Genomic DNA, 22543 nt, shown 5'->3' on the forward strand with positions numbered 1-22543 from the left:
CGCGGACCCGATGCCACGCGGCAGCCCATGCCGAAACCGCGAACAGGAAATCATGTGAACGACAAGGGTTGGCCACATTGCCGCGAGGCGGATGACTCCGAGACAGCACCGCCACCCGCCTCCCGCGACGTATCACCATGGGCAGCGTATTACACGAGCGTGCTGGGTTGGCCGGCTTTCACAGCGGTCACGACCCGACTGACCGGGCATAGCGAGCAAGCGCTGCAGGGAAGTTCCTCGCCGGATGGGCACCACGTGGAGGAATCCAGCGCGCTTCCCGAGAGTCAGGTGCCGACGGACTCGGGAATACCTCCTGCTTCTGTTGTGACCCCCTGTATCGCGTTTGACGCCCTGGCCTTCCCCCGCGACTTGGGCTTGGCGTTCTTGGCGGAAATCTGGTCGAGCATCCCTCCCTGCTTCACCACCAAGACCACCGTTACGGTGCTGGTCCAACCCGGCACCGGCGATGCCCTCCTCGGCCAAGACACCCGGCTGGAACTCCGCAGGGGGCATGACGAACAGGTCACTCTCCCTCCCTCACCCGGCCACGAGTGGGATACCGCACCGTGGCTCACGGAACTCACCCATGGTGATGAACTCACCGGTGCGCTACAACGGGCCAGTTCGGCATATCCGCCCGCTCCCCCCGCCCAGACCAATGGACGAGCCGAAGACACCCCGACAGCCAACGTGCATCGTCCCGCTTCGCCACAGGAAGCTGCGCAAGGCACCCGGCGAGGTAGCACTGAGCGACACTTTCGGGAATCTTGAGGACGGCATTTAAACGATCGTGACGTTGCGTCAGGCTCGCTGGAACGTCCCGTCCTCGTTCCTCAGGAGCCCGATGTGTCCCTCCAACCTCACTCCGGAGCCGAGATCCCGCCGCTGACCGCCCGGGTTGCCCGCGCGGCCAACCCCACGGGCACCACCGCGATGTGGATCCGCGACCGCCTCGACGGCCTCTGGAGTGACGAGGACTTCACCGCCTGGTACCCGCGTGACGGCCGCCCTGGGCTCTCACCCGCCCAGCTCGCCACCGTCTGCGTGCTGCAGTACGCGATGAACCTCTCCGACCGCCAGGCCGCCGAGGCGGTGCGCTGCCGAATCGACTTCAAGTACGCCCTCGTGCGCCACGAGGCGCCGCTATTTCCGGGCGGGGGTGGAAGACCCCCGCCGCTGGTCTGTCGCAGCAGGCTGGTGAAGCTGAGGGCAGCCTGACCGCGGAGACGCGCGGGAGGGCGGCAAGCAGCCCTGACAACGACGGGACGTACTGGCACTGCCAGACGGTACGGGCCCGGCAAGCGAGACGAGAAGCCGTACGAGAGGAACCAGCGCCCGAAGCCTCGTAACACTTGAACCGGCTCGAACCTGGTGGATCTGGGCCGGGTGCAGTGCGCGCGACCGCTGAATGGCGGTGGTCGCGACTCCGCCACCGGTGAAGTGCGCTGGTGCGGAGGCCATGTTGAAGGTCTGCGGCGTAGACATGGCGATGCTGCCGGGGTACAGCTGGGCGGCTCACTCGACAACCGGATAGCGGTGAACGTGGGAAGCGGTCCGATGCCGCCCAAGGCCCGGCAGCCATCTGGGTGGAGGGAAGGCCCGTCGTCGGCTGATGGCGCCGGACCGTGGCGGAGTCCTCGTAGTAGTCCGAGCGCGCGAGAGGCGCGTACATGGCGAAGGGGGACAGCAAGTCAGCAGCCGAAGGACTGGAAGACCAGGAGGATCGTTGGTGAATACCGACGAGTTGGAGTACGTCCTGACCAGGGCGGAACGCCGGGTACTGGAGATCCAGACGAAGCTGCACCGATGGGCCCGTGAGGACCCCCATCGCACATTCAGTGATCTGTTCAACCTCGTTGCCGACCCTGCGTTCCTGTTGGTCGCGTGGGCTCGGGTGCGGGGCAACAAGGGAGCCCGCACGGCCGGAGTGGACGGCGAGACCGCCTACTACGTGGAGACCGTGCGGGGCGTCGAGAACTTCCTCGGCGGACTGCGGAACTCGATCAAGGACCGCAGTTTCTGCCCGCTCCCGGTCCGGGAACGGATGATCCCCAAACCGGGCGGCAAGAAGCGCCGTCTGGGGATCGCGACCGTGACCGACCGGGTGGTGCAGGCGTCCCTGAAGCTGGTACTGGAGCCGGTGTTCGAAGCGGATTTCCTCCCGTGTTCGTACGGGTTCCGCCCGAACCACCGGGCCCATGACGCGGTGGCCGAGGTCCGCCACTTCACCTCCCACTCCTACGAGTGGATCGTGGAGGGCGACATCAAAGCCTGCTTCGACGAGATCTCGCACCCCGCCCTGATGGACCGGGTGCGCGCTCGCGTCGGGGACAAACGCGTCCTGGCCCTGGTGAAGGCGTTCCTGAAGTCCGGAATCCTCGGCGAGGACCGGGCGTTCACGGAGACCAGCGCCGGAACCCCGCAAGGATCAATCCTCTCCCCGTTGCTCAGCAACGTGGCCCTCTCCGTCCTGGACGAGCACATCGCCCGGGGCCCGGGAGGTCCAGCGAGCACCTTCAACGACCGCCAGAAACGCCGCCGTCGCGGACTGCCGAACTACCGGCTGATCCGTTACGCCGACGACTGGTGCCTGGTCGTGTCGGGCACCAAGGCCGACGCGGAGGCGCTCAAGGAAGAGGCCGCCCATGTCCTCTCCACGATGGGCCTGCGCCTGTCACCGGAGAAGACGCTGGTCACCCACATTGACGAGGGCCTTGATTTCCTCGGCTGGCGCATCCAGCGCCACCGAAAGCGAGGCGCCAACAAGCAGTACGTCTACACCTACCCGGCCCGCAAGGCCCTCGCGGCCGTGATGGCCAAGGTGAAAACGCAGTGCCGCAGAACAGGCACGGACGTGCCCTTCGACACCCTGCTCATCTGTCTCAACCGGATGCTGCGGGGCTGGTGCGCCTACTTCCGGCCGGGAGTATCAAGCGCCGTCTTCCAGTACCTGAGCTCGTACGTCTGGGGCCGGGTCATCTGGTGGCTACGACGCAAACACCCCCGGATGAACTGGAAACAGCTGCGCCGCCGCTACTGCGGCGGAGGCTGGTGGCCGGCCAGCGAGGAACGGGAACTGTTCAGCCCGGCGAGAGTGCACACCACGCGCTATCGCTATCGCGGATCAGTCATTCCCTCCCCATGGCCGATCACCGGATGAGGACAACTCTCAAGAGTCTCAAGGGGCTTGTGGAGCGCCCGTTGCGTTGAGAGGCGCACGGCGGGTGCGGGAAGCGGTCCGGAGAAACGGCCCGGCCGAAAGGCCGGGACCGCGCTCCGGGCCGACTTCACGGACTGGACCTGGACGACCCCGGGTTCCACCACAGTGTCCCGGCCGACTTCCGCGACCGGCTCGCCGAAGGCGACCGCGCCGACCGGCTACTGGGCCTCGCACTCACCCGGATCCGACGGGCCGGCCTCGTCAAGGGGCGCGTCACGCAGCGCACCGACTCCACCCACGTCCTGTCCGCCGCACGGGAGTTGACCCGCCTGGAGCTGGTGACCGAGGCGGTCCGCGCCGTGCTGGAAGAGGTGGCCCGCGACGCGCCAGAGGTGCTGGATGAGCTGGTCACCGCCGAATGGGCCCAACGCTACGGCCGACCGGTTCGCCTGTGCTCCCAGCCCAGCCGCCCCGTCGCCCGCCTGGAGCAGGTGGGCGACGACGCCCGCGAACTGCTTGGGCGCCTTGACGCCCGGTTCCCCAGCGGCGCTCCGGCGCAGGCGAAGGTGCTTCGGACGATCCTGGTGCAGCACTTCCTGGTGGATGCCAAGGGGCGGTTCAGGCCGCGCACGAAGCGCGACGGCCGGCCGCCCTCCCGGATTCAGATCGAGTCGCCGTATGAGACCGAGGCGCGCTGGTGTCGCCGCGGCGACACCCGCTGGACCGGCTACCTCGTGCACGTGACCGAGACCTGCGACGACAAGCGGATCAACGTCATCACCGACGTGGCCACCGTCGTCTCCAGCGCGGACAGCCAGGCGCTGCCCGGCATCCACGCCCGCCTCAGGCGGCGGCGCCTGCTGCCGGACCGGCACCTGGTCGACGGCGGCTACACCTCCGTGGCCGGCATGGACGCCGCCGCCCACCTGCACCTCGTCACGCTGATCGGGCCGCTTCCGCCGAGCACCACCCCGCAGCACCGGGCAGGCGACGGATTCGGCCGGGAGAACTTCGTCATCGACTTCGACCAGCGCGAGGTAACCTGCCCCAACGGGCAGGTCAGCGGTAACTGGCAGGACCTGCCGGTGGCCGAGCCGACCAAGGTCACAGTGCGGTTCGACGCCCGCCAGTGCGGCCGCTGCCCCGAGCGGGCCAAGTGCACTCCGGGCCCGTTTCGCAGCCTGTACTTTCCCACCCGCCGCCTGCACGAACTCCAGACCAAGAACCGCGCCGACCAGCAGGATGCGGACTGGCGCCGACTCTACGGGCGACGCTCGGGGGCCGAGGGCACCATCGAGGAGTTCGCGGGCAGCCACCGCGGACGCCGGTGCCGCTACCGCGGCCTGGCCAAGACGCAATACCGGGAAGTTTAGGTTCGCCATCGCCGTGTTCGATCGGTGGCTGTGGTGATGGTGATGGCGATCTTCGCGTTCGGGATCGGAGTGTTCTTCCTGGTCATGTTGTAGGCGAAGGTCGAGATCGGGCGTTTGACGCGGCGTGGCTGGATCCTGGTCGGGCGGTGCGAGGCGGCCAGCTCGCGGGGGTGCAGGATGGCGCGGCGGATCACGGGAGTGGGCGGCCACGCCTGCCGTGTCAGGGTTCCGGTCGCGGTGATCACGGTGTTGCGGGCGGTGCGGATGGTGACGGCCAGCGAGATCCGGGACGGATCGATCCCTGCGTCCAAGGCGGCGCCGACAGCGACATGTCGTGCGACCTGATAGACGATGAGCAGGGCGAACAGTTCCTGTTGGGCGTCGTCGGTGTGGTGCGAGCGCAGGACACGGTCCGCCCCGCGTAGCGTGACCTTCAACCCGAGGTAGGCCGTCTCTGCCTGGCACCTTCGGTGGTAGAGCTCGGCGAGTTCGGCAGCTGGGTAGCGCTCGTGGTCCAGCAGCGTGGTGACCAGCCGCAGACTCGTGGGTGTGGTCGTCCCGTCGGTGGCGCGGACCGTCACCGTGGCCTCGATCACCCGAATGGCCACGCCGGTGATCTGCGGCGCTACCGTGCGGCGATGTCGGCTCCACCGGCGCAGCCGGTCCCGTTCGTTGGTCCCCGTGGACATCGACAGGTAGGTGCCGTCGGGAAGAGCGTGCAGCACCGGCGGTTGCAGGTCGGAGCTCATCCGCCACAGCAGTTGCGCGCCGGTCGCTGCGGCTGACCGGCAAAGCGCGAAGCCCTTGCTGCCCCGGTCGGCCAGCAGCAGCATTCCCGGCCTCAGCGCTCGGCACAGCACCGTGCACTGCGATTCCTCGGCCTGGGTCCATGGCCCGAGCACCGCGTCGACCAGCACCCTGGTGCCGCACTCCACCAGTGCCGACATCCGGATCATGGGGAATCCGCAGACCCCATTCTTTCCGGAGGCCCGACCGCAGTAGGAGCGGTTGGCCTCGCTGTCCGCGACCAGGAAGCCTGTGCTGTCCCAGGCCACCGTCCGCAGCCCCCGCCACCACGAGCTGACCGCGTCCTCAGCCGCTACCGGCCCCTTCAGCTGATCGAACAGTGCGGAGAGCGGTGCCGAGCCGAGTCGGCGGCGGGCCTGGCGCAGGGCCGCCGCGGACGGGTCGACGTCCGGCATGCCCGGCGCGGCAACCAGTGCGGCCCACACGCCCCGATACCCGCACTCGCCGAACAACGCCATGGCCAGCACGAAGTACACCATCACTCGCGAAGGTAACTTCCGCACCCGCGACTGCACCCGCCCGGTCCTCGACAGGACCGCGTCCACCAGCGACGGTGTGATGATCTGCGTCAACTCTCCCAAGTGCCCGGCCGCGAAAGCCTTTCCACCGGCATCAGCTCGTACAGGCATGCCAGACTGAATCATCGGGGCTCCTCGTAGAGCGGTGTCTTGGTCGACTTCCGTCCTACGCGGAGCCCCGCCTCTCTACATCAACTTTGCTGAACCGCTTGACAGCAGCCCCGGACCGCAAACTTCCCGGTATTGGGCCAAGACGCACGTCCAACACGTCCTGACCGCACTCGCGATCAACGTCGAGCGGCTGAACCTTCAAGAACCCGCCGACGGCTCGTACCGGCCCCGCCCTCCCACAGCATTCCAGCAGTACCTCGACACACGCGACTTACCCCGGCCGCTGTGGTGGCGCCAAGGAAAGTGACGCCCGTCCTCAAGATTCCCGACAGAGTCGCTCACTGGACACCGTGGTGCGCCGTCGTCACGGGGGTTCCCGTGACCGGCCTTCTTCGACATCAAGAAGCTGACCGCCTTCAACGGCGAGTACATCCGAGCCCTGCCGCTGGAGACGTTCGTCGCGACCTGCGAACCGTGGCTGCGTGCCCCTACGCCAACTGGACGCCCGAGGACTTCGACTAGGCCGCGTGATAGGCGATCGCCCCGCATGCCCAGACCCGCGTGGCCGTCCTGTCGGACATCACGGCCAACGTCGACTTCCTGTTCCTGAAGCAGCCGGTGAAGGACGAGGCGTCCTGGGACAAGGCGATGAAGGTCGACCCGGCGGCCCTCCTCACCACGGCCCGCGCCAAGCTGGAGACAGCCGACTGGACCAGCCCCGACTCCCTCAAGGAGGCGGTCCTGGCCGCCGGCGAGAAGCACGGCCTGAAGCTGGGCAAGGCCCAGGCCCCGGTGCGCGTCGCCGTCACAGGCCGTACCGTCGGCCGGCCCCTCTTCGAGTCCCTGGAGTTCCTCGGCAAGGACCACATGCTGGCCCGGATCGACGCGGCTCTGGCTAAGCTCGCAGGCAGACTACTTCGTGATCAAGGTCTCGCCACTACCCCAGTGACCTTCGCACTGCGTCAACCAGCGACGTTGCACGCACATCGTTGGGGCCGCCGATGATGTGGTTCATCACATAGCCGAAGGCGATGCCGTGCTCTGGGTCGGCGAAGCCGAGCGAGCCGCCTCGACCGGTGTGGCCGAGAGAGTTCGGGCCGGTCATGGGGTTGGTCTGAGTGGGCAGCATGTATCCAGAGCTGAACCGGCTCGGCGCCACCATCACCTGGTCCACCCCGCTGGCCTGCTCCTTGAGCGCCGATGCGAGGGTCTCCGGCGTGAGCAGACGTACGCCATCCACCTCGCCGATCAGCGCGGCGTACATGCGCGCCAGACCGCGCGCGGTGCCGATGCCGTTGGAGGCCGGGAGCTCCGCAGCCTGCACCTCGGGCGAGTTGAAGTCGATCTCGGCCGGATCGGTGACCTGGAACGCCCTGTTGCTGAATGAGTTCGGGTCACGCCAGGCCGCGACCAGTTCGCGGAGTTCCTCGGGGATCGCCTCCGGCGGCACGGTGGTGAAATCGACCTCGGGCTGCCGGTACACCATCCGGCTGACCCTGTCGCGTTCACTAGTCGGCAACCCAATGAAGAAGTCCAGCCTTAAGGGGCCGGCGATCTCGTCGGCGAAGAAACGGCCCGGGGTGTGGCCGGACACCCGGCGAATCACTTCGCCGACCAACCAGCCAAAGGTACGACCGTGATACCCGTGCGCGATACCTGGAGTCCACTGGGGACGCTGAGCGCCCAGCGCGGCCACCATCGGCTCCCAAGCCAACGCCTCGGCCAGCGGCACCGGTTGGTCCAGCGCAACCAAGCCTGCCTGGTGGGACAACAGCCAGCGCACCGGGATGTCCGCCTTGCCGTTCGCGGCGAACTCCGGCCAGTACTCGGCCACCGGCGCGTCCAGGTCCAGCGCGCCGCGCTGGGCCAGCAGATGCGCCGCAGTCGCGGTCGCTCCCTTGGTCGCCGAGTAGACGAGTTGCAGCGTGTCCCGCGCCCACGGACGACCGGCGAGGAGATCGGCCACCCCACCCCACAGGTCCACCACCGGCCGGCCATCCCGGTACACGCAGACTGCCGCGCCGATGTCCCCGTGTTGGGCGAAGTTCGCCGCAAACGCCTCGCGCACCGGCTCGAACCCGGCCGCGACCTCCCCGTCGATAGTCGTCATGCCGCCCATCCTGACATTTCGGCCGTCAGCTCCGAGGGGGAGCTGGCCCGCTCTCGGTCGTCAAGGCGATACCGATCAGGCTGTGACGGGCAGCGCCTGAAGACGCTCGCGGAACTCACGGACGGCTGGAACGGACTTGTGCGGTTGGAGCTGCTCGGAGAACTCCTTGAGCCGGTCCAGAGCTCGAACGGAGCTGACCTTGTCTTCGAGGAGATCGGCGCCGTAGTTGGCGGCGTCGAGCGCCCCATCCAGGTCGCTACCGGCGAGCCGAGCCTCGGCCAGCCGGCTGGACCGTACTGCCTTGTCCCGGGGGGCGGCCTTCTTGACGGAGGTCTCCAGCGAGCTCGTGGCGCGTTCCACCTGGCCCGAGCGCAGCAGGACCTTTCCCTCGGTGGACTTCAGTTGTGCCTCGCCGAACCAGTCGAGCCAGTCCGGGTTTTCCTCCAACGTGTGGCGTTCCCAGAGGGAAGCGGCACGGTTCAGCGCCGCTCCAGCTCTCCGGTGGTCGCCGTCGCGGGATAGCGCCTCGGCTTTGTGCAGGTAGAGGAAGGACTGGGGGCGGAGCGACAGCGTTCGAGGAGCGTTGTCGATGGCAGTCGTGATGAGATCGACCCGCTCGGCGGTCCGTCCGGCCTCGGAGACGTGGACCCCCATCTCCGCCAGGACGAAGGCCCCGAAGGCGTCGTCTCCAGCGGTACGGGCGCTACGCAGGGCCCCGACGTAGTACCGCTGCCCGGCGGACCGTAGCCCCGCGTCGTAGGCCATCCAGCCGGTCAGGTGGGACACCCGAGCCGCCAGCTCGTACAGGCGGATGCGGATCTTGTCCGAGTACCGGCCAGCGTCCAGGAGACCAGTAATCAGGGCGAGATCGCCGCGGGCCTGCTCCAGAAGTCGGGCCCCCCCGAGTTGATCATCGAGCGTACGGAGTGTGCTGATGCGCTGCTCGATCGTCGAGACCATGGTGTCGGTGACTCGATCTCCGTTGAGTGCTGAGGCGAATGTGGAGGGCGCCTCAGCCCAGCTCGCCACGAGCCCCGTCATGGCGGCGCCGGTGATGGTGAGAAACCCCCGACGGTCCATGCGGCCACTCCCAACCAGGTCAGCCAGTGCCTCGACGGTACCGGCCTCGGTCCAGGGAGCGGTGAGCCCGGTGACTTCCCATACGGGGAGCCAGCGCGGCCATCCTTCGTCCTGGACCTGTTCGTACGGGACGCGCAGCAGGTCAGCGAGGACGCGCTGAGCGTCGGCGTCCGGCTCCTGGCCTTGCTCCCACTTCCATACGGTTGTGCGATTGGTGGCTAGGGGGACGCCAAGTTCCTTCCCTCGCGCCTGCATGATCCGGGCGAACTCTGCCTTCCCCCACCCGCTCGACTGGCGGACGAAGGTCAGTGGGTGCACTGCTAACGACTCGCCGGCCACGTCGTGCCTCCCCGTGAAGCTCATTCGGTAATTGGGAGGTTACCCGCGCTGACGTGTCCATGAGCACCCTCGACGTCGAGAGAAACCCCCTAGAAACGTTCCCGCCTGGTCACCTGATGGCTTGACTGATGCACCAGGCCGCTAGTCGTCGAGCCCGAGGACCAGGATGTCGTCGGGTTGCAGATACACCGCTGGCAAGTGAGCCCGGTTCTGCACGAGATCACCGATCTACTGATGGAGCCTCGCCATGCGCTATCCGGCGACGAGCACCCCCTTGTCGACGAGTCGGTCCGCGATCACCCCCCACCCGGTGGGCGATGTACTGCTTGGCGCTTCCATTCGGCGGGGTTCATGGACGGAGGGCAGCGCCGACACCGGCGAGATTCGAGATGTCCGCCGGTGCCAGCGCTGCCAATGCGTCCTCAGTCGGTATAACGAGGAGCCGTACTGCAGCGGCTGTTCACGCAGGGCGCGGCATCAGCCTGGGCCCACTCCCTGCGTGCCGACTGCGGTTTGGGCGCGTGCGGACGTTCGGCAAGCCCTGTTCGCTCGCGACTTCGGCAGGCTGTGCCACCTGGTGCGCGTGGCGGGCGATCTACGCCAGAGCGACATGGCCGAGCTCACAGGACTGAGTCAGGCGTTCTTATCCATGCTGGAGTCAGGCGCACGAAGGCTGACCAACATCGACAAAATTGTCGAACTCCTGGGCGGACTCGACACTCCGGCGGAACTTACTGGGCCCATGCTCCGAATGCCGAACCGGATGGACGAGCCAGACGGATGGCGTGCCGTGCGCGAATGATCGGATGCTGAAGGGCTGGTCGCCTGCGGCCAGAACATCACCAGAAGTCACGGGAGGGAATCGGACACCATCATGTGAAGGGTCCACACTCCCCGGCCAAAGATCGCGGGGTGGGCCACGTGGATCACAGGCAGCGCCATCACGTCCATGGTGGGAACGAAGATGCTCGGGCGGTTTACTGAAGGGGTCTCACCTCACTGTCAACATGCCGGCAAGTGCGCTGTCCGCCTCTCCAACTCTGCAAACCGCGATTGTCTCAAACGGATACGCTCGACGCGTTCTAGTCCAACCTCTGAGGCTTCCGTCGTGATGCGCCTCGGACAGGACCAGGGGGAAGCCAAGTGATGGGGAGCAGCATGGAATTCCGGCCGATCGAGCGCACTTCTGAGGCGTTTCAGCAGTCGGTGACCACCAACGAGATCCACGGGATCTGCCGACGTGTCTTCGGTGCCGACGCCCGGGTCATGTCTGCAACCGAATTGGGCGCAGGCATGTACAACAACACCTACCGGATTGAACTCGAAGGCCAGGACCGGCCGGTCATCCTGCGGGTTGCGCCGGAGCCAAGGCGGCAGTTCCGCTCCGAGCACCAGTTGATGCGCAACGAGTACGCCAGCGTGCCGTGGCTCGCGGTGATCGCACCGCTGATGCCGCAGGTGATCGCTGCGGACTGGTCGCATGAGGTTATCGGCCGGGACTACATGGTCCAGACTCTCCTCGACGGTGTCCCCGCGCCGGATCGCATCGGCAACTATCCCCGTACAGTTTGGCCGACGTTCTTTCGGCAGATGGGCAGGATCGCCCGCGACGTGCACTCGGTGCGCGGCCCGCACTTCGGTCCCGTCGCCGGTCCGGCGTACGGCAGTTGGAGCGGGGCGGTGATGGCGTCGCTGGAAGAGATCGCCACTGACCTGGACAGCGTCGGTCTGGACGCCGCCGATCTGCGTAAGGTCGCCGCCGTGGCCGAGCATGAGCGTGCTGTCCTCGACGAAATCACCGAACCCCGGCTTTTGAGCGGCGACCTCTGGACCGTCAACGTGATGCTCGACGGGACCGCGCCGGAGCCAACAATCACCGGGGTACTCGACATGGACCGCACCTGGTGGGGGGACAGGGCCGCTGACTGGACGATCCGGATGGCGATGGCCAAGCCTGACGAGCGGGAGGCGTTCTGGGAGAGCTACGGCCTGCCGGATCGCTCTGCCGCAGCGGTGTGGCGCTCGCGGATCTATGAAGCCCGGCACCTCGGCGCCATCCGCTTGGAGCGCCATCGCCTCTTCAACACCGACGGGGTACGCGAGAGCTATTCCGCGATGAGGATGGTACTGGCCGATCTGACCTGAGATGGCTCACTGGTTGGTGCCGTTCTGGGTAGCCCGTAGCTCGGTGACGAATGTGTCCTGCGTACGTACGTAGGCGCGGAGGTCGACGTCGTGTACGAGGACGGGCGGGGAAGGTAGTAACGAGGCGCCCGCTGTGATGAGGAAAATACGGGCGGTTGCGTCGGCCCCGCGTTTTGTGCGGGGGGCCTGGTAGAGGAGATAGGCCGCCTGGAGCCAAGCGGTCAGTGTGGCTGCGGGTGTCGAGTGCTCGGCGGCGAGCAAGACCATGGCCTGGTGGAGGATTGCGTGCCGGTCGGCCTCCGGACCGGTGGCGCAGTAGATCAGGTGCCCGTCCGTGATGATGCGGGAGGGGTCCCCTCCTCGGGTGGTGATTCGGGCGGCCATCTCGGCGGCGGCCTGATGGGCGGCTGGGCCACGCATGAGTCGCATGCCTTCGGCGATCCGGCCGTCGGGCAGGGCGATGCGGTTACTCACTACATCGCCCTTGCACGTCTGCAGGAAGCGGTCGGTGGCGTATGCCTCGAAGTCGCGCATCGTGCGGCTGGCCGGAGTGTCGGTGCCGCCTTGGTAAGTGCGCGTGTCCGGGTCCCACGTGGCGCCGTCCCGGAATCGGGCAGGTTCTCCGATGCGGAAGAGATTGGGGTTGTCGTCAGTGATGGGAGTACGGAAGCGTTCTGCCCAGCGGGCGCTGTAGCGGCCGTCGGGGTGCTGGCTGTTCGCTGCAGCCCGGTACCGCCAGTCTTCTGCCCCTGTGAACGCTGCTTCGAAGGCTTGGGTCCGCTCGGCGATGTCATGGCTCCGGCGCAGCGCGGTGACCAGGGTGTGGTGAAGGAGGGACGCCGCCGTGGCCTGCTGCTGAGCGAAGCCTCGGATGATCTGTTGGGTGAACTTGTCGTGGGTCCGCAGGAGGAGTCCTGGGACGGGGAAGCAAGCTGCGGTGATCACTGGGGGAGCAGAGGGAGGGGTCAACTCTGGCTCCCGGGGACGACGGTAATGGTGATCTGGCGCAGGATGCGGTCGGCCTGGTCGTCGACGGCGCGCGAATCGTGGCCGGTGACGATGACATGGCCGAGGCGACCGCGGTTGGAGGTCACCGGGCCCACGGGCGCTCCGTCAACTGCCCGCACCTGCACGGCGGGGATGGTGGTACTCACCGTCGGCAGGCCGGTGACGGCAGCCAGCCGCCCGACGTGGCGCGTGGTCAAGAACCGGACGGTGGCGTACCCGCCGCGAGCCGGAGTGGCGGCGGTCGAGCGGCCGAGGGCGATGTCCCATAGGGTGCGCCACGGGTTGATGCCGAGAGCGTGCTGGATCAGGACGCCGATGTGTCCGGCGCCGAGTCGGGCCCCGATCTCCAGGACAGTGCACCGTCCATCGGCGCGGAGGACAAGTTCGGTGTGGGTGGCGCCGTTGCGTATGCCGACCGCGGCGATCGCCCGGTCAGCCTCCTCGAACAGGGCGCGCTCGGTGGCCGCGGGCAGCCGGGCGGGCAGCGTGTGACCCAGCTCGACGCGGTGGATGCCACCGGTGGTGTGTTTGCGGGTGATGCACAGATGGGTGGTGACCCCGTGCTGGGTCACCGACTCGATGCTGAACTCGGGGCCGTCTACGTACTCCTGGACCAGGACGCGCTCGTCGCGTGGCAGCCCGTACATCACGCTCGCTGCGCGGGCGGCGTGCCAGCCCGGCTCCAGCTGTTCTGGGCCGATGACCACAGTGACGCCGGCCGATCCGGCGCCGTCGGCTGGCTTGATGACGCAGGGGAAGGTGATCTGCCCGACCGCGCACCAGCGCCACAGCTCGTCGGCGCCGTCGACGATGCGGGTGCGGGGTGCGGTGACGCCGTGGCGGGCGAATGCCTCGGCCATGTCCGCCTTGTTGCGGGCGGCAGCTGCGCGGGCCGGGTCGTTGCCTGGCAAGCCGAGGGCGGCGCACGCCTGCGCGAGCAGTTCCGTAAGGTACTCGTTGGTGGTGAGCACCGCGTCGGCGCCGATCCGGCGGGCGTAGCCCACGATGTCCTTCAGGGCCGTCTCTGGCCGGGAGAAGTCAGTGAGCAGGCAGCCGGTCAGGAGTCGTTGGAGGTCGGGGCTGTAGGTGGCGTGGGTGGTGGGATCGGTGACTGCATGGACCTGGTAGCCGGAGGCGGCTGCTGTCGCGGCGATCGCGCCGGACTCGGGGCCGGCCGCCTCCAGCAGCAAGACACAGGGCGGTCTCACGACAGGTAGTCCACGCAGGCGCCGTCGCGGACCGTGTCGAGGGTGAAGCAGTGGAAACCGCCGCCGAACAGTCGCCGGTGCCGGTGTCGTACGGGCACTGCAGTGAAGCCCTCGGCTTCAAGGGTCTTGATCAGGCCCGTGCAGTCCTCGTTGACAAGCACCGTTTCCTCGTCGAGAGACAAGACATTGAGGTCGATGTACGGGCTGGTGAGGACCAGGTCGGCGGCGTCGTAGGCTGGGAACGCCCCCGGGTCGGGCTCGGGCGGGACGATGAACTTCCACGTCTGCAGGGCCTCGGGTAGCAGGTCGCGGATGCCGTCGTGCCGGGCGAGGAACACCCCAGGTCGCAGCGCCAGCAGCATGGAATCGATGTGGTTGTCGGCCATCCGGTGCACCCGATGGATGCGGTATCGGTCGCCGAGGTGCCGCTCCAACCAGTCCACGCCCTGGCGGTGGTTGTCTTGGGCGATGTTGACCACCAGATCGCGGCCCAGGCGCAGGATCTGGGCGCCGTCGAGCATCATCTCGAAGCCGACGTCGTACGGGCTCGGCTGTGAGTCGGCGACCGGCTCGGTGGGTCCGCCCAGGGTTGTCGCGGCATCTCTGGCGTAGGACAGGTCGAAGGAGAGGTCGGTGAGGGTGGGGCGCGGCATGGTCGTCCACCGTGCGCCGGCCTCGTAGTAGCGGCGGAAGAGCGGGGCCAGGAGGCGAGTCTCCAGGTAGCGGGAGCGGATGGCCGGCGGCGTCTCGATGATTTCGTCGCCGAGGATCAACGTGTTGTCGCGGATGTTCAGGGCCGGGGTGGGCGCGGCCTGCCAGCCCAGCCCGGCGATGGATGCGGCGTCCGGTGGCAGCGGTAGAGGCCGGTGCACGGTGACGCCGAGACTGGCGAGCGTGGCGGCCAGGGCCTCGACGTCCTGGTGGAGTTCCTCGGTGAAACGCCGCTTGATGCTCCAACTCTGCGGCGTGCCGCCTCCTGCGGCGGCCAGGCGGGGGTAGGCCCAGTCGGAGCGGAAGCCGGTCAGGTTCTCGTGGTGGAACAGTTCGAAGGTGACGTCACGCTCGTGGGACAGGTAGTTCTCGGCGGAGCCGACGATGATCTCGCGCAGGGTCGTGAAGTCGTCGTAACTGGTCAGTTGCATCGGGTTCCTCATCTGCGACGGGGTGGGATTCGGCAGGGCGGTCACCGGGTGCTCGCCCCGGCCGACAGGCGGCGTTCAGTGAGCTGGCGGCCGTGGCGGGCACGCAGCACCACGCCGTCGTCGGTGAGCTGGAGGGTGCGCTGCTCACTCCATCCGGCGAAGCGGAACTCTCTCTGTCCCACCGGGACAAGCGCGAAGGCCCGGTCGGCGGTGATCAGCCTGAGATGTCCGTCAGCCTCGCTTAGCTGGACGGGCTGAAGGGGACCGTCCAGCGGCTGGTCATGATCGAAGTCGATGAGACCGCTCGGAAGGTTGGCGGGGTACGGGAGTGCGATGGGGCAGGGCGCGGCTGCGGGGGCAGGATGGTTGAACAGCACGTCGGCACGGGCGAGGGCGATCTGCCAATCGACGGGGAACAGCTCGGCCAACTCGCGGGTGAGCAGGGCATCGATGACTGCGTGCACCCGGGTCGCCGGTCCCGTGTTGCGCACCAGGTGCTCCCGGGAAAAGTCGCCGTACCAGAACTCTCCCGGCTGCCAGCAGTGCTCCACGCCGTCGAGGACGAGGACCGCGTCGGGGTGGGTGACGAGGGGGATGTGCAAGCGCATGAACCCACGGTGCAGCGCGTACTTCGGGTCACGGTGGGGCCGGGAGGTGGCTCCCGGGCCGAGCGCCATCAGCCGTACGGCGTTCAGCGGCGCCGGAATTGCATCGAGAATCTCGCGCAGGTACGGCAGCCGCTCCATCCACACGGTGGGCGCGAAGTCTACCGGGCCAGGGCCGCCGGGGTCGGTGCGGTCTGAGTCCCCGCCAGGGCTGCGCAGCGGCAGCACCCGCCAGTCAATGGTGGCCGCCTGACCAATGCTGCCGCCGGGAGTGTGGATGCGCTGGGGCTTCCAGCGGTGACCGGTGACCTTGGCCAACTCGCTTTGGAGACGGTCGGCGTCGAACGAACAGGCGAGCCGAACCGCCTCGGCGAGCGCTGCGCGCTGGGTGCGTTCGGGTGCGCTCATCACGGATTCCCTCTCCAGGTCCGGGGTCAGCAGCGGGGCCGCGCCGATACGCCGACGTGGTCGCTCGCGGCGTACGTGTCCGCGGACACGGCCGCAAACCGCTGGTCGAGCGCGTCCCACACCGTCTGGCGATCGGCGTCGGTGGCATAGGCGAGGCAGAACACGAACTGGGCGCGCCCGGGTTCGATGGGGATAACCGGCATGGAGACGATGACGCCAGTGCGCGTGGCGGGGTCGTAGCCGCAGCCGATCTCGTGGGCGGCCTCGAGAAAAGCGTCGAAGTCGGGGACGGCCCAGGTCGGAGGAACGTGGTACTCCACCACCGACCGCTCGGGAGCGGCTGTGGTATCGACGATGCGCTGGGCGATGACCTGGTAGATGTGCAGGCTTCCGGAGACCTGCGCATTGACCTCGGTGAACACCACCCGTCCGTCGGGCAGCGCGATCGCGTCCGCGCTCAGATGCCCGCGATAGCCGAGTGCCCGGTAAACCTCCGCCAGCCGCGTCCCACCCCCCAGCAGCTGCTCACGGATGTTCTCGTCCACCCCACGCAGAGGCACGATCTGGTGGCTCAGGCGCCGCCCGACGTACAGCAGCATCCCCATCTCCGTCGGCCGCGTTACGTCATCGGCGGCGTAGTGCTCGGAGTACACGGAGGCCGCGCCAGGGACGAACTCCTCAACAACGGCAGGGAACCGACCGGAAGCGGAAGCCCAGTCCCAGCGCTCCTTCCAGTACGCCTCGATCACCTCTCTGCCCCCGCTGTCGAGGCGGTGGAGGTGGCGCGCTCCGACGTGGTCGACCGCGAGGGAGGCGTCGCGCACCAGGAGCTGGTTGCCCACGCCCGCCCCGTTGTGGGCCTGCTTGACCATGACCGCGCCGACCTCGTCCAGCAGCGTGGCAGTGGCGTCGATAGCCTCCCGTTCGCTCCGGGCAACGGCTCCGGCGGGGATCGGCACCCCGGCTCCGGCCGCAAGGGCCCGAAAGGTCGCCTTATTGTTGCCCAGCTCCCCACCGCCCTGAGCGAAGAAGTCAGCCCCTGCAAACCGGTCCCCGACGCCCAGCCCGGCCGCAAAACGGGCCACATGTGCCGATGGCCACAGAGCGAAGACCTCCTCGACGCCGCCCAGCCCGCGCTCTCCGAGTACGTCGCGGACGCTACGGACGAACTTGTCACTGGTGAGGCTCTCGGGATCCAGCAAGTGGCCGCCGTAGCGGCCGACCGGAGGCACCAAAATATGCAGTCTGCCCGGGTCTACGCCCGTGAACGAAGCCTGGTAGGTGAGGAACTGCGGGTCGGGCTCGTCGCACAGCACGACCACGTCGCCCGCCCGGGCGAACCACAGCACACGCTGTGTCCAGGCCCGCAGGTCGCCGCGGTCGCGAATGGCGGGGTCGATGTGATTGCCGATCAGGATCCGCACCTGTGTACTCCCTTCTCGGGATGGAAGGCGGCAGGCAGCACGTCGAAGGCGCGCATGGTCGCGGTGCGGCGGCGCTGCGGCTCGGCAACCGCTTTCAGAGGCGCCGCGTGCTCCACCAGGCTGGACACCAGGGCGCGCAGGGCCATCTGGGCGGGCACTGTGCCGATGCAGGCGTGGGTGCCCCAGCCGTAGCCGAGGTGGCGGTTCGGTGAACGGTCCAGCAGCAGCCGGCCGGGGTCGGGAAACTGGGCCGGGTCGTGGTTGGCTGCGGCGAACAGGACCGTCACGGTCTCGCCCGCCGTCACGGTGACGCCGCCGATCTGGCAGGTCTCGGTTGCGATCCGGCTCGTGCCCTGCACCGGCCCGTCATAGCGAATGAGTTCGTCGACGCCGCTGCGGAGCAGGTCCTGATCGCGCATTCGCTGAAGGGCGTGGGGGTTCTGCAGCAGAGAGTGCACGGCGTTGCCGATGGCCGCGACCATGGTGCTGTAGCCGCCCTGGAACATCACCCGGGCGGTGTTGCGTACGAAACGGTCGAGGCCGGCATCGCTGGCATGGCGGGCGTGGTCGCGGACGTGCGATAGCAGCCCAGGTCTGCCACTGGTAAGGAACCACGACTCCACCAGCGTGCTCAGCTCCTGCCGGGCGATCCGGCCCGGCTCGACAACGGATGGATCGAAGCCGCCGTCCATGCTCCTCATGATCGCGTCCGAAACCTGGGCGAAGGAGCCATGGTCGGGCTCATCGACGCCCAACAGGTCCGAGATGACTGCCACCGACAGCGGCGCCGCGACCTCCGCCATCACGTCGAACTCCGCGCGACCGGAGAGCTGGTCGAACCGGGCGGCCAGCAGTTTTCGGGCACGCACCTCGATGGCATCGAGGTCCTGAGCCCGCAGCGCGTTCATGAACAGTGAGCGCACCGGCGCCTGCTGCGGCGGGTCCAGCGACTGCACGCTCAAGGACGGCTCCGGCACCTCGCCGCCCGCACGCCGCCGGTCGCGGGCGAACCTGGTGTGGTCGCGGAGCACGGCGACACAGTCCGCGTACCGGGTCAGGGCCCAGGACCGCATGCCCTCATGCCAGAACACCGGCGTGGTCTCCCGCAGCGCGGCAAGATGCAGGTAGGGGTCGGCGAGCGTCGCCGGATCCAGAGGGTCATACGTGAGCATGGGTACCGTGGATGGCATGGGCTCTCCTCTCTAGTCAAGGCGGAGTGTCCAGAGCGGGCCGGGGCCAGTGAGTGCTGGCCCCGGCCCGACGCTTGGCATCAGTGGTCGTACGACATGGCCGTCCTCCTTCCCCTTGTTGCCGGTTGGCGGCGGTGCAACAGGCCCGGGGGACCTTCCCCAGGCGGCCCGCCCCTTGGACGGGGCAGGAGCCCTGAGCGGGCGGGCGGTTCATAGGCTGGTCTGCTGCGGTAATGCACGGCTGTGCCCAACTGCTTCCGCCCCCACAGCGGGTGTCGGCGCGGGTGCACCGACCAGCGAGGCGGCACGAAAACCCGCATCAGGTCTGCCGCAGGCCCGGCGGGATCAGCCGGCCTCTGCTGTCGCCGCACGACGCCTCAACCATCCAGTCGTTGTAGGCGCGGACGCACGCGAGCCCCGGCAGACGCGCCAGCTACCCGTTGCAGCGTTGGCCCGTCCTTGAGGGTGCGCTGAATTCACCGGAAGGGCACATCTCGGTGGTGATATCACGGAGGTGATACTCGCCTTGTCGCTTCTTCGCCGACGCTATATCACTCTGCCGGAGCGAGATTCCGATTCGCACAAGGTGGCAAACTTGGACTCCGCACACCGCGCCCGGGTACTGCACCTGGACCGCACCGGTTACCTTCGGATGAAAAGCGCCGAAGTAGGAGGATCCTGCGTGGGTCCGCTTCTGACCAACATTGTGGGACAGCAGCCAAGGAGCTCAATGACAGCGTCATCGCCTACGGTCACGTCCATCGATCTCCGTATTCAGCCGATTGACGAGGTACTTGAACACGTGCAGTGTGCGCTTGACGTGCGGGTGGATCCGGAATCGCTGGTCCGGAAGCGGCGGACGGTTGGTGCGCGAACGGACCGCGGTACGTGGGTGCGGATCGAGCGACGGCCCCTCGAAAATATCAACGGGCAGGGCTGGAACGGCACAGAGTGCGCCTCAATTCTGGACGGCGTCGCGAAGCCCACGTGGTTGCGGGGCATGTCCTGGAGCGACGTTGCCCGAGCAGCGATGTGGCGCGCCGATGAGACCGAGCTGCTTCCCGGGAAGCCGGTGGGTCCCGATTCGGTGTCGGTACTTCCGGAGGAGTGGTGGGAGGCGCTGAACCGCTCTCTGGATGCGCTCGCTGAACAGCGCACGACGCGCGTGGCAACGCCAGATACCGTCCCTATCACTCAGGCGGGAGTCACGTCGGTGATCAGGGAGACGTTCACGGAGGTGCCGGATACGACCGTCGAGGATTGGGCGCCGGCGCATGCGGACCTGAACTGGGCGAACGTGACTTCTCCACAGTTCTGCATGTTCGACTGGGAGGATTGGGGTATGGCTCCGCGGGGTCTGGATGCGGCGTGGCTGTGGGGGAACTCGCTCGTCTTCCCGGAGTTGGCCGAGCGCGTTCGGCGGGAGCGGCAGCGCGACCTGGAGAGCCGGGAGGGCAAGCTCATGTCGCTGTTCTTCTGCACGAAGATCCTTGGCTCGCATGCCGATCCTGGTGATCCCCGGGCGGGGCTCGCACGGATCGAGGCAGACCGTATCGTGGCGGAGCTTCAGGCTGGTTGAGGGGTCATAGGCGATCGTTCCCGCACAGATGGCTTCGACGTTGTGACGTAAGTCCTGTCCAAGGCCGGGCGTTCGGGTCTTGGAGTCTGCCGCAGGCGCCGACGATCTCTGCTTCGGCGGACGCGCCGATGAACGAGGGAACGTAGCCCTGCCGCACTCCGTAGTCACGACGGAACGCGGAGACCGAGTCGAAGAAGTCCTCGCCGCATTCGAAGCCGCGTTCGAAGGTGGTGCCGAACGTCCAGCCCGTATTCAGTACGTGGGCAACCATGTGGGCCCTCTCGGGCGGAGCTGAGGCACGCAGGTCAGCGCGAGAAGTCGGCGAACTTTCCTGCGATCGTCTCGCGGTCAGCGTCCTGGGCGACCAGCACCTGGAGCAGTAGGCGTGCCTGGTACGGCCCGAGGCCGCCAGCCGGAATGAGCCCCCGGCTGATCAAATCCTTCTCCGACCCGGGGAAACCGTACGTTCCGGTCAGGACCGGGCCGTTGCCAATGCGCGAGGCCAGGACCACGGGGATACGTGCGGCGGTTCGTTCGAGGTTCTCGACGAGTCGCTGAGGGACGTGTCCCACACCGAAGGCGGCGACGACAAGCCCGTCGCACCGGTCGTCCCACGCTTCGAGCAGCGTGCCGTCGTCGCCGAGGCTGACCGTGTAGATGCCCACGCGTACGTCACGGGTAAAAGGTGCCAGGGAACCGAATCGTGCGGGGAGCTGGGAAGTCAGCCGTACGCGGTCCTCCGCGATCCGGCCGACAGGTCCAGTGCTGGGTGACGTGAAGGCGGCCGGGCTAGTGGTGTGGGACTTACGGACATGGCGTGCCGCATGGATCTCATCGTTGAGGACGACCAGCACCCCAGTCCCTCGCAGTTGTGGGTCGCTTGCAGCGATGACGGACGCGTACAGGTTGGCCGGTCCGTCAGGGCCGGCCATGGTGGGGTTGCGCATGGCGCCGGTAACGATGACCGGCTGGTCGTGACGGTGGTGGAGGTCGAGGAAGAACGCCGTCTCCTCGATGGTGTCGGTGCCTTGCGTGATCACAACCCCATGGACATCGCGGCTGTCGAGGACCTTGTCGATCGCCGCGCCGAGCTCCGTGAGGTCGTCAAATGTGAGCGAGGCACCGGGTACCCGGCGGAAATCGAATACACGAAGGTCGATGTCGTGACCGTCCAGACCGGGCACCGCTGCCAGAAGGTCATGCGCGGAGAGGGCTGGCACGACCCCGCTGGTCGTCCGGTCGGTGGTCATGGCAATGGTGCCACCGAGAGAGTAGACAGCCACTGTTCGCGTCATGCCCACCGTCGCCCCCCAACTTCCCAGCCAGTCAGCCTAATTGGATCTCTCACTCGGAGATCTTTCCGTGCAGGCTATCGGGTCTCTCCCACTGAGGGGGAGGCCCCAGGCGCCAACCTCAGGCAGTAACTCCGCTGCCACGTACGTGCGCGCCCGGTCCCAAGCTTCAGGGCCGAGGTGGCGGCTTCGTGGTCTGGCGAGCCCGGTGGTTCCGACGGAGGCAAGCTGTCCGCAGCGGCGGGCCAGCCAAGCACGGTCAAGGCCGGCATAGTCGAGTGTTGCCGCCAGACGCTCCCAGGATGCGTTCCCATAGTGGCGGTGTGTACTTGGGCGCGACCGGTGATGTCCGCGAAGGAACGCAGCGAACGCGCCCCGACAGTCAGAGCGGTCTGGGGAGCGCCTTCAGTACGGACCCAGGTCTCTATGGCCGCCCTGGTCCGGGGACGAGCGTGAAGCTCTCCGTGTGCTGGAGTTCCGACTCTGAGATCGGGCGCTGTCCGAAACCCACTGGATCACCGAAGAGATATCACCACCGTGATGTGCGACCGCCCACCGCCTGCAGCAGGTTGTGCACCGGGGCGAGCAAGGGATGAAGCGGTTGGACCTGGCCCCAAGACAGCCCATCGGAGCCCCGATGGGAAACGGAAGTGGAAGGAGCATGTGGTGAACGAGGACGCACCCCCGGCACCCGGCAGTGGCCTGCTGGTGGCCGTCGAGGTTCTTGCGGCCGTGCACGACCGCAACGACACCAGCGCCTCCGACCCGTCGCAGGGCGGGGGTGGTGACGGCCCGTGGCCCGGCGGCGACGGCCTGAACCACCCCGCGTAACAGGCAGCGCACGACAGGGCGGGGACCGCGCGACGGTGCGTGGTCCCCGCTCCGCGCAACCCGCTTCCACTCGAACGATGGGGAGAACATGGAGCATCGACTGATACATGCCATCGAGTGTGGGCGCTCACGGAATGTTCCCGGGGTCGGCTCATGTAATGGGACCGACCCCGGTCTGTTGAGTGGGTCTACTTCGTGGTGGCCGTCGCCTTG

17 protein-coding genes and 1 pseudogene are annotated in these 22543 nt (G+C 67.6%); 8 read left to right on the forward strand and 10 right to left on the reverse strand.

What is annotated here, in order from left to right; translation table 11 throughout:
- Nucleotides 1–846: 846 nt before the first annotated feature.
- From ABZ855_RS31255 to ABZ855_RS31265, 3 genes are all read left to right on the forward strand, one after another.
- A complete protein-coding gene (locus ABZ855_RS31255) occupies nucleotides 847–1218 on the forward strand; it encodes a transposase (RefSeq protein WP_360812539.1) in 372 nt (123 codons plus the stop codon).
- 511 nt (nucleotides 1219–1729) lie between these two features.
- The gene (gene ltrA, locus ABZ855_RS31260) at nucleotides 1730–3160 is read left to right on the forward strand and encodes a group II intron reverse transcriptase/maturase (protein WP_360812583.1); all 1431 of its coding nucleotides are present in this window, start codon (nucleotides 1730–1732) and stop codon (nucleotides 3158–3160) included.
- A 320-nt stretch (nucleotides 3161–3480) separates the two neighbouring features.
- Nucleotides 3481–4533, forward strand: a complete 1053-nt coding sequence (locus ABZ855_RS31265; protein WP_360812541.1) for a transposase — start codon at nucleotides 3481–3483, stop codon at nucleotides 4531–4533.
- Here the strand turns inward: ABZ855_RS31265 and ABZ855_RS31270 are convergent.
- Entirely contained in the window at nucleotides 4530–5984 is a 1455-nt protein-coding gene (locus tag ABZ855_RS31270; RefSeq protein ID WP_360812543.1) for an IS4 family transposase, read from the reverse strand. The two genes, ABZ855_RS31265 and ABZ855_RS31270, sit on opposite strands and share 4 nt — an antisense overlap.
- Nucleotides 5985–6351: 367 nt before the next feature.
- Between ABZ855_RS31270 and ABZ855_RS31275 the strand changes: the two are divergent.
- Nucleotides 6352–6875: pseudogene (locus tag ABZ855_RS31275) on the forward strand (glutamate--tRNA ligase); the annotation flags it as partial.
- 31 nt (nucleotides 6876–6906) lie between these two features.
- Here ABZ855_RS31275 and ABZ855_RS31280 read toward each other — a convergent pair.
- Together ABZ855_RS31280 and ABZ855_RS31285 are read right to left on the reverse strand one after the other, a co-directional pair.
- Entirely contained in the window at nucleotides 6907–8079 is a 1173-nt protein-coding gene (locus ABZ855_RS31280; protein WP_360812545.1) for a serine hydrolase domain-containing protein, read from the reverse strand.
- A gap of 75 nt (nucleotides 8080–8154) precedes the next feature.
- Nucleotides 8155–9522, reverse strand: coding sequence for a transcriptional regulator (locus ABZ855_RS31285; protein ID WP_360812547.1), 1368 nt, complete (start codon nucleotides 9520–9522; stop codon nucleotides 8155–8157).
- Nucleotides 9523–10081: 559 nt separating this feature from the next.
- Between ABZ855_RS31285 and ABZ855_RS31290 the strand changes: the two genes are divergently transcribed.
- Both ABZ855_RS31290 and ABZ855_RS31295 read left to right on the forward strand, forming a co-directional pair.
- A complete protein-coding gene (locus tag ABZ855_RS31290) occupies nucleotides 10082–10300 on the forward strand; it encodes a helix-turn-helix transcriptional regulator (protein ID WP_360812585.1) in 219 nt (72 codons plus the stop codon).
- Between the two features lie 356 nt (nucleotides 10301–10656).
- A complete protein-coding gene (locus ABZ855_RS31295) occupies nucleotides 10657–11643 on the forward strand; it encodes an aminoglycoside phosphotransferase family protein (RefSeq protein ID WP_360812549.1) in 987 nt (328 codons plus the stop codon).
- A 6-nt stretch (nucleotides 11644–11649) separates the two neighbouring features.
- On the opposite strand, the gene ABZ855_RS31300 is transcribed toward ABZ855_RS31295, so the two are convergent.
- The 6 genes from ABZ855_RS31300 to ABZ855_RS31325 are packed head-to-tail and all read right to left on the reverse strand — an operon-like array spanning nucleotide 11650 to nucleotide 18628.
- Entirely contained in the window at nucleotides 11650–12588 is a 939-nt protein-coding gene (locus ABZ855_RS31300) for a hypothetical protein (RefSeq protein ID WP_360812551.1), read from the reverse strand.
- A gap of 20 nt (nucleotides 12589–12608) precedes the next feature.
- Nucleotides 12609–13859: an ATP-grasp domain-containing protein gene (locus ABZ855_RS31305; protein ID WP_360812553.1), complete on the reverse strand. Its 1251-nt coding sequence runs from the start codon at nucleotides 13857–13859 to the stop codon at nucleotides 12609–12611.
- The gene (locus ABZ855_RS31310) at nucleotides 13856–15001 is read right to left on the reverse strand and encodes a glycine amidinotransferase (RefSeq protein ID WP_360812555.1); all 1146 of its coding nucleotides are present in this window, start codon (nucleotides 14999–15001) and stop codon (nucleotides 13856–13858) included. Before ABZ855_RS31310 ends, ABZ855_RS31305 begins: the two co-directional genes overlap by 4 nt.
- 41 nt (nucleotides 15002–15042) lie before the next feature.
- Nucleotides 15043–16014, reverse strand: coding sequence for an aspartyl/asparaginyl beta-hydroxylase domain-containing protein (locus ABZ855_RS31315; RefSeq protein ID WP_360812557.1), 972 nt, complete (start codon nucleotides 16012–16014; stop codon nucleotides 15043–15045).
- A gap of 26 nt (nucleotides 16015–16040) precedes the next feature.
- Nucleotides 16041–17438: a hypothetical protein gene (locus ABZ855_RS31320; RefSeq protein WP_360812559.1), complete on the reverse strand. Its 1398-nt coding sequence runs from the start codon at nucleotides 17436–17438 to the stop codon at nucleotides 16041–16043.
- Nucleotides 17426–18628, reverse strand: a complete 1203-nt coding sequence (locus ABZ855_RS31325; RefSeq protein ID WP_360812561.1) for a cytochrome P450 — start codon at nucleotides 18626–18628, stop codon at nucleotides 17426–17428. The genes ABZ855_RS31320 and ABZ855_RS31325 overlap by 13 nt, the downstream gene beginning before the upstream one ends.
- A 730-nt stretch (nucleotides 18629–19358) precedes the next feature.
- Between ABZ855_RS31325 and ABZ855_RS31330 the strand changes: the two genes are divergently transcribed.
- Entirely contained in the window at nucleotides 19359–20207 is an 849-nt protein-coding gene (locus tag ABZ855_RS31330) for a phosphotransferase (protein ID WP_360812563.1), read from the forward strand.
- Between the two features lie 305 nt (nucleotides 20208–20512).
- Here ABZ855_RS31330 and ABZ855_RS31335 read toward each other — a convergent pair whose 3' ends face one another.
- The gene (locus tag ABZ855_RS31335) at nucleotides 20513–21490 is read right to left on the reverse strand and encodes an asparaginase (protein WP_360812565.1); all 978 of its coding nucleotides are present in this window, start codon (nucleotides 21488–21490) and stop codon (nucleotides 20513–20515) included.
- Nucleotides 21491–22165: 675 nt separating this feature from the next.
- On the opposite strand from ABZ855_RS31335, the gene ABZ855_RS31340 reads away from it, so the two are divergent.
- The gene (locus ABZ855_RS31340) at nucleotides 22166–22330 is read left to right on the forward strand and encodes a hypothetical protein (RefSeq protein WP_360812567.1); all 165 of its coding nucleotides are present in this window, start codon (nucleotides 22166–22168) and stop codon (nucleotides 22328–22330) included.
- The last annotated feature ends 213 nt before the right edge of the window (nucleotides 22331–22543 follow it).

This window comes from Streptomyces sp. NPDC047042 (genome assembly GCF_040644035.1).
Lineage (GTDB): Bacteria > Actinomycetota > Actinomycetes > Streptomycetales > Streptomycetaceae > Streptomyces.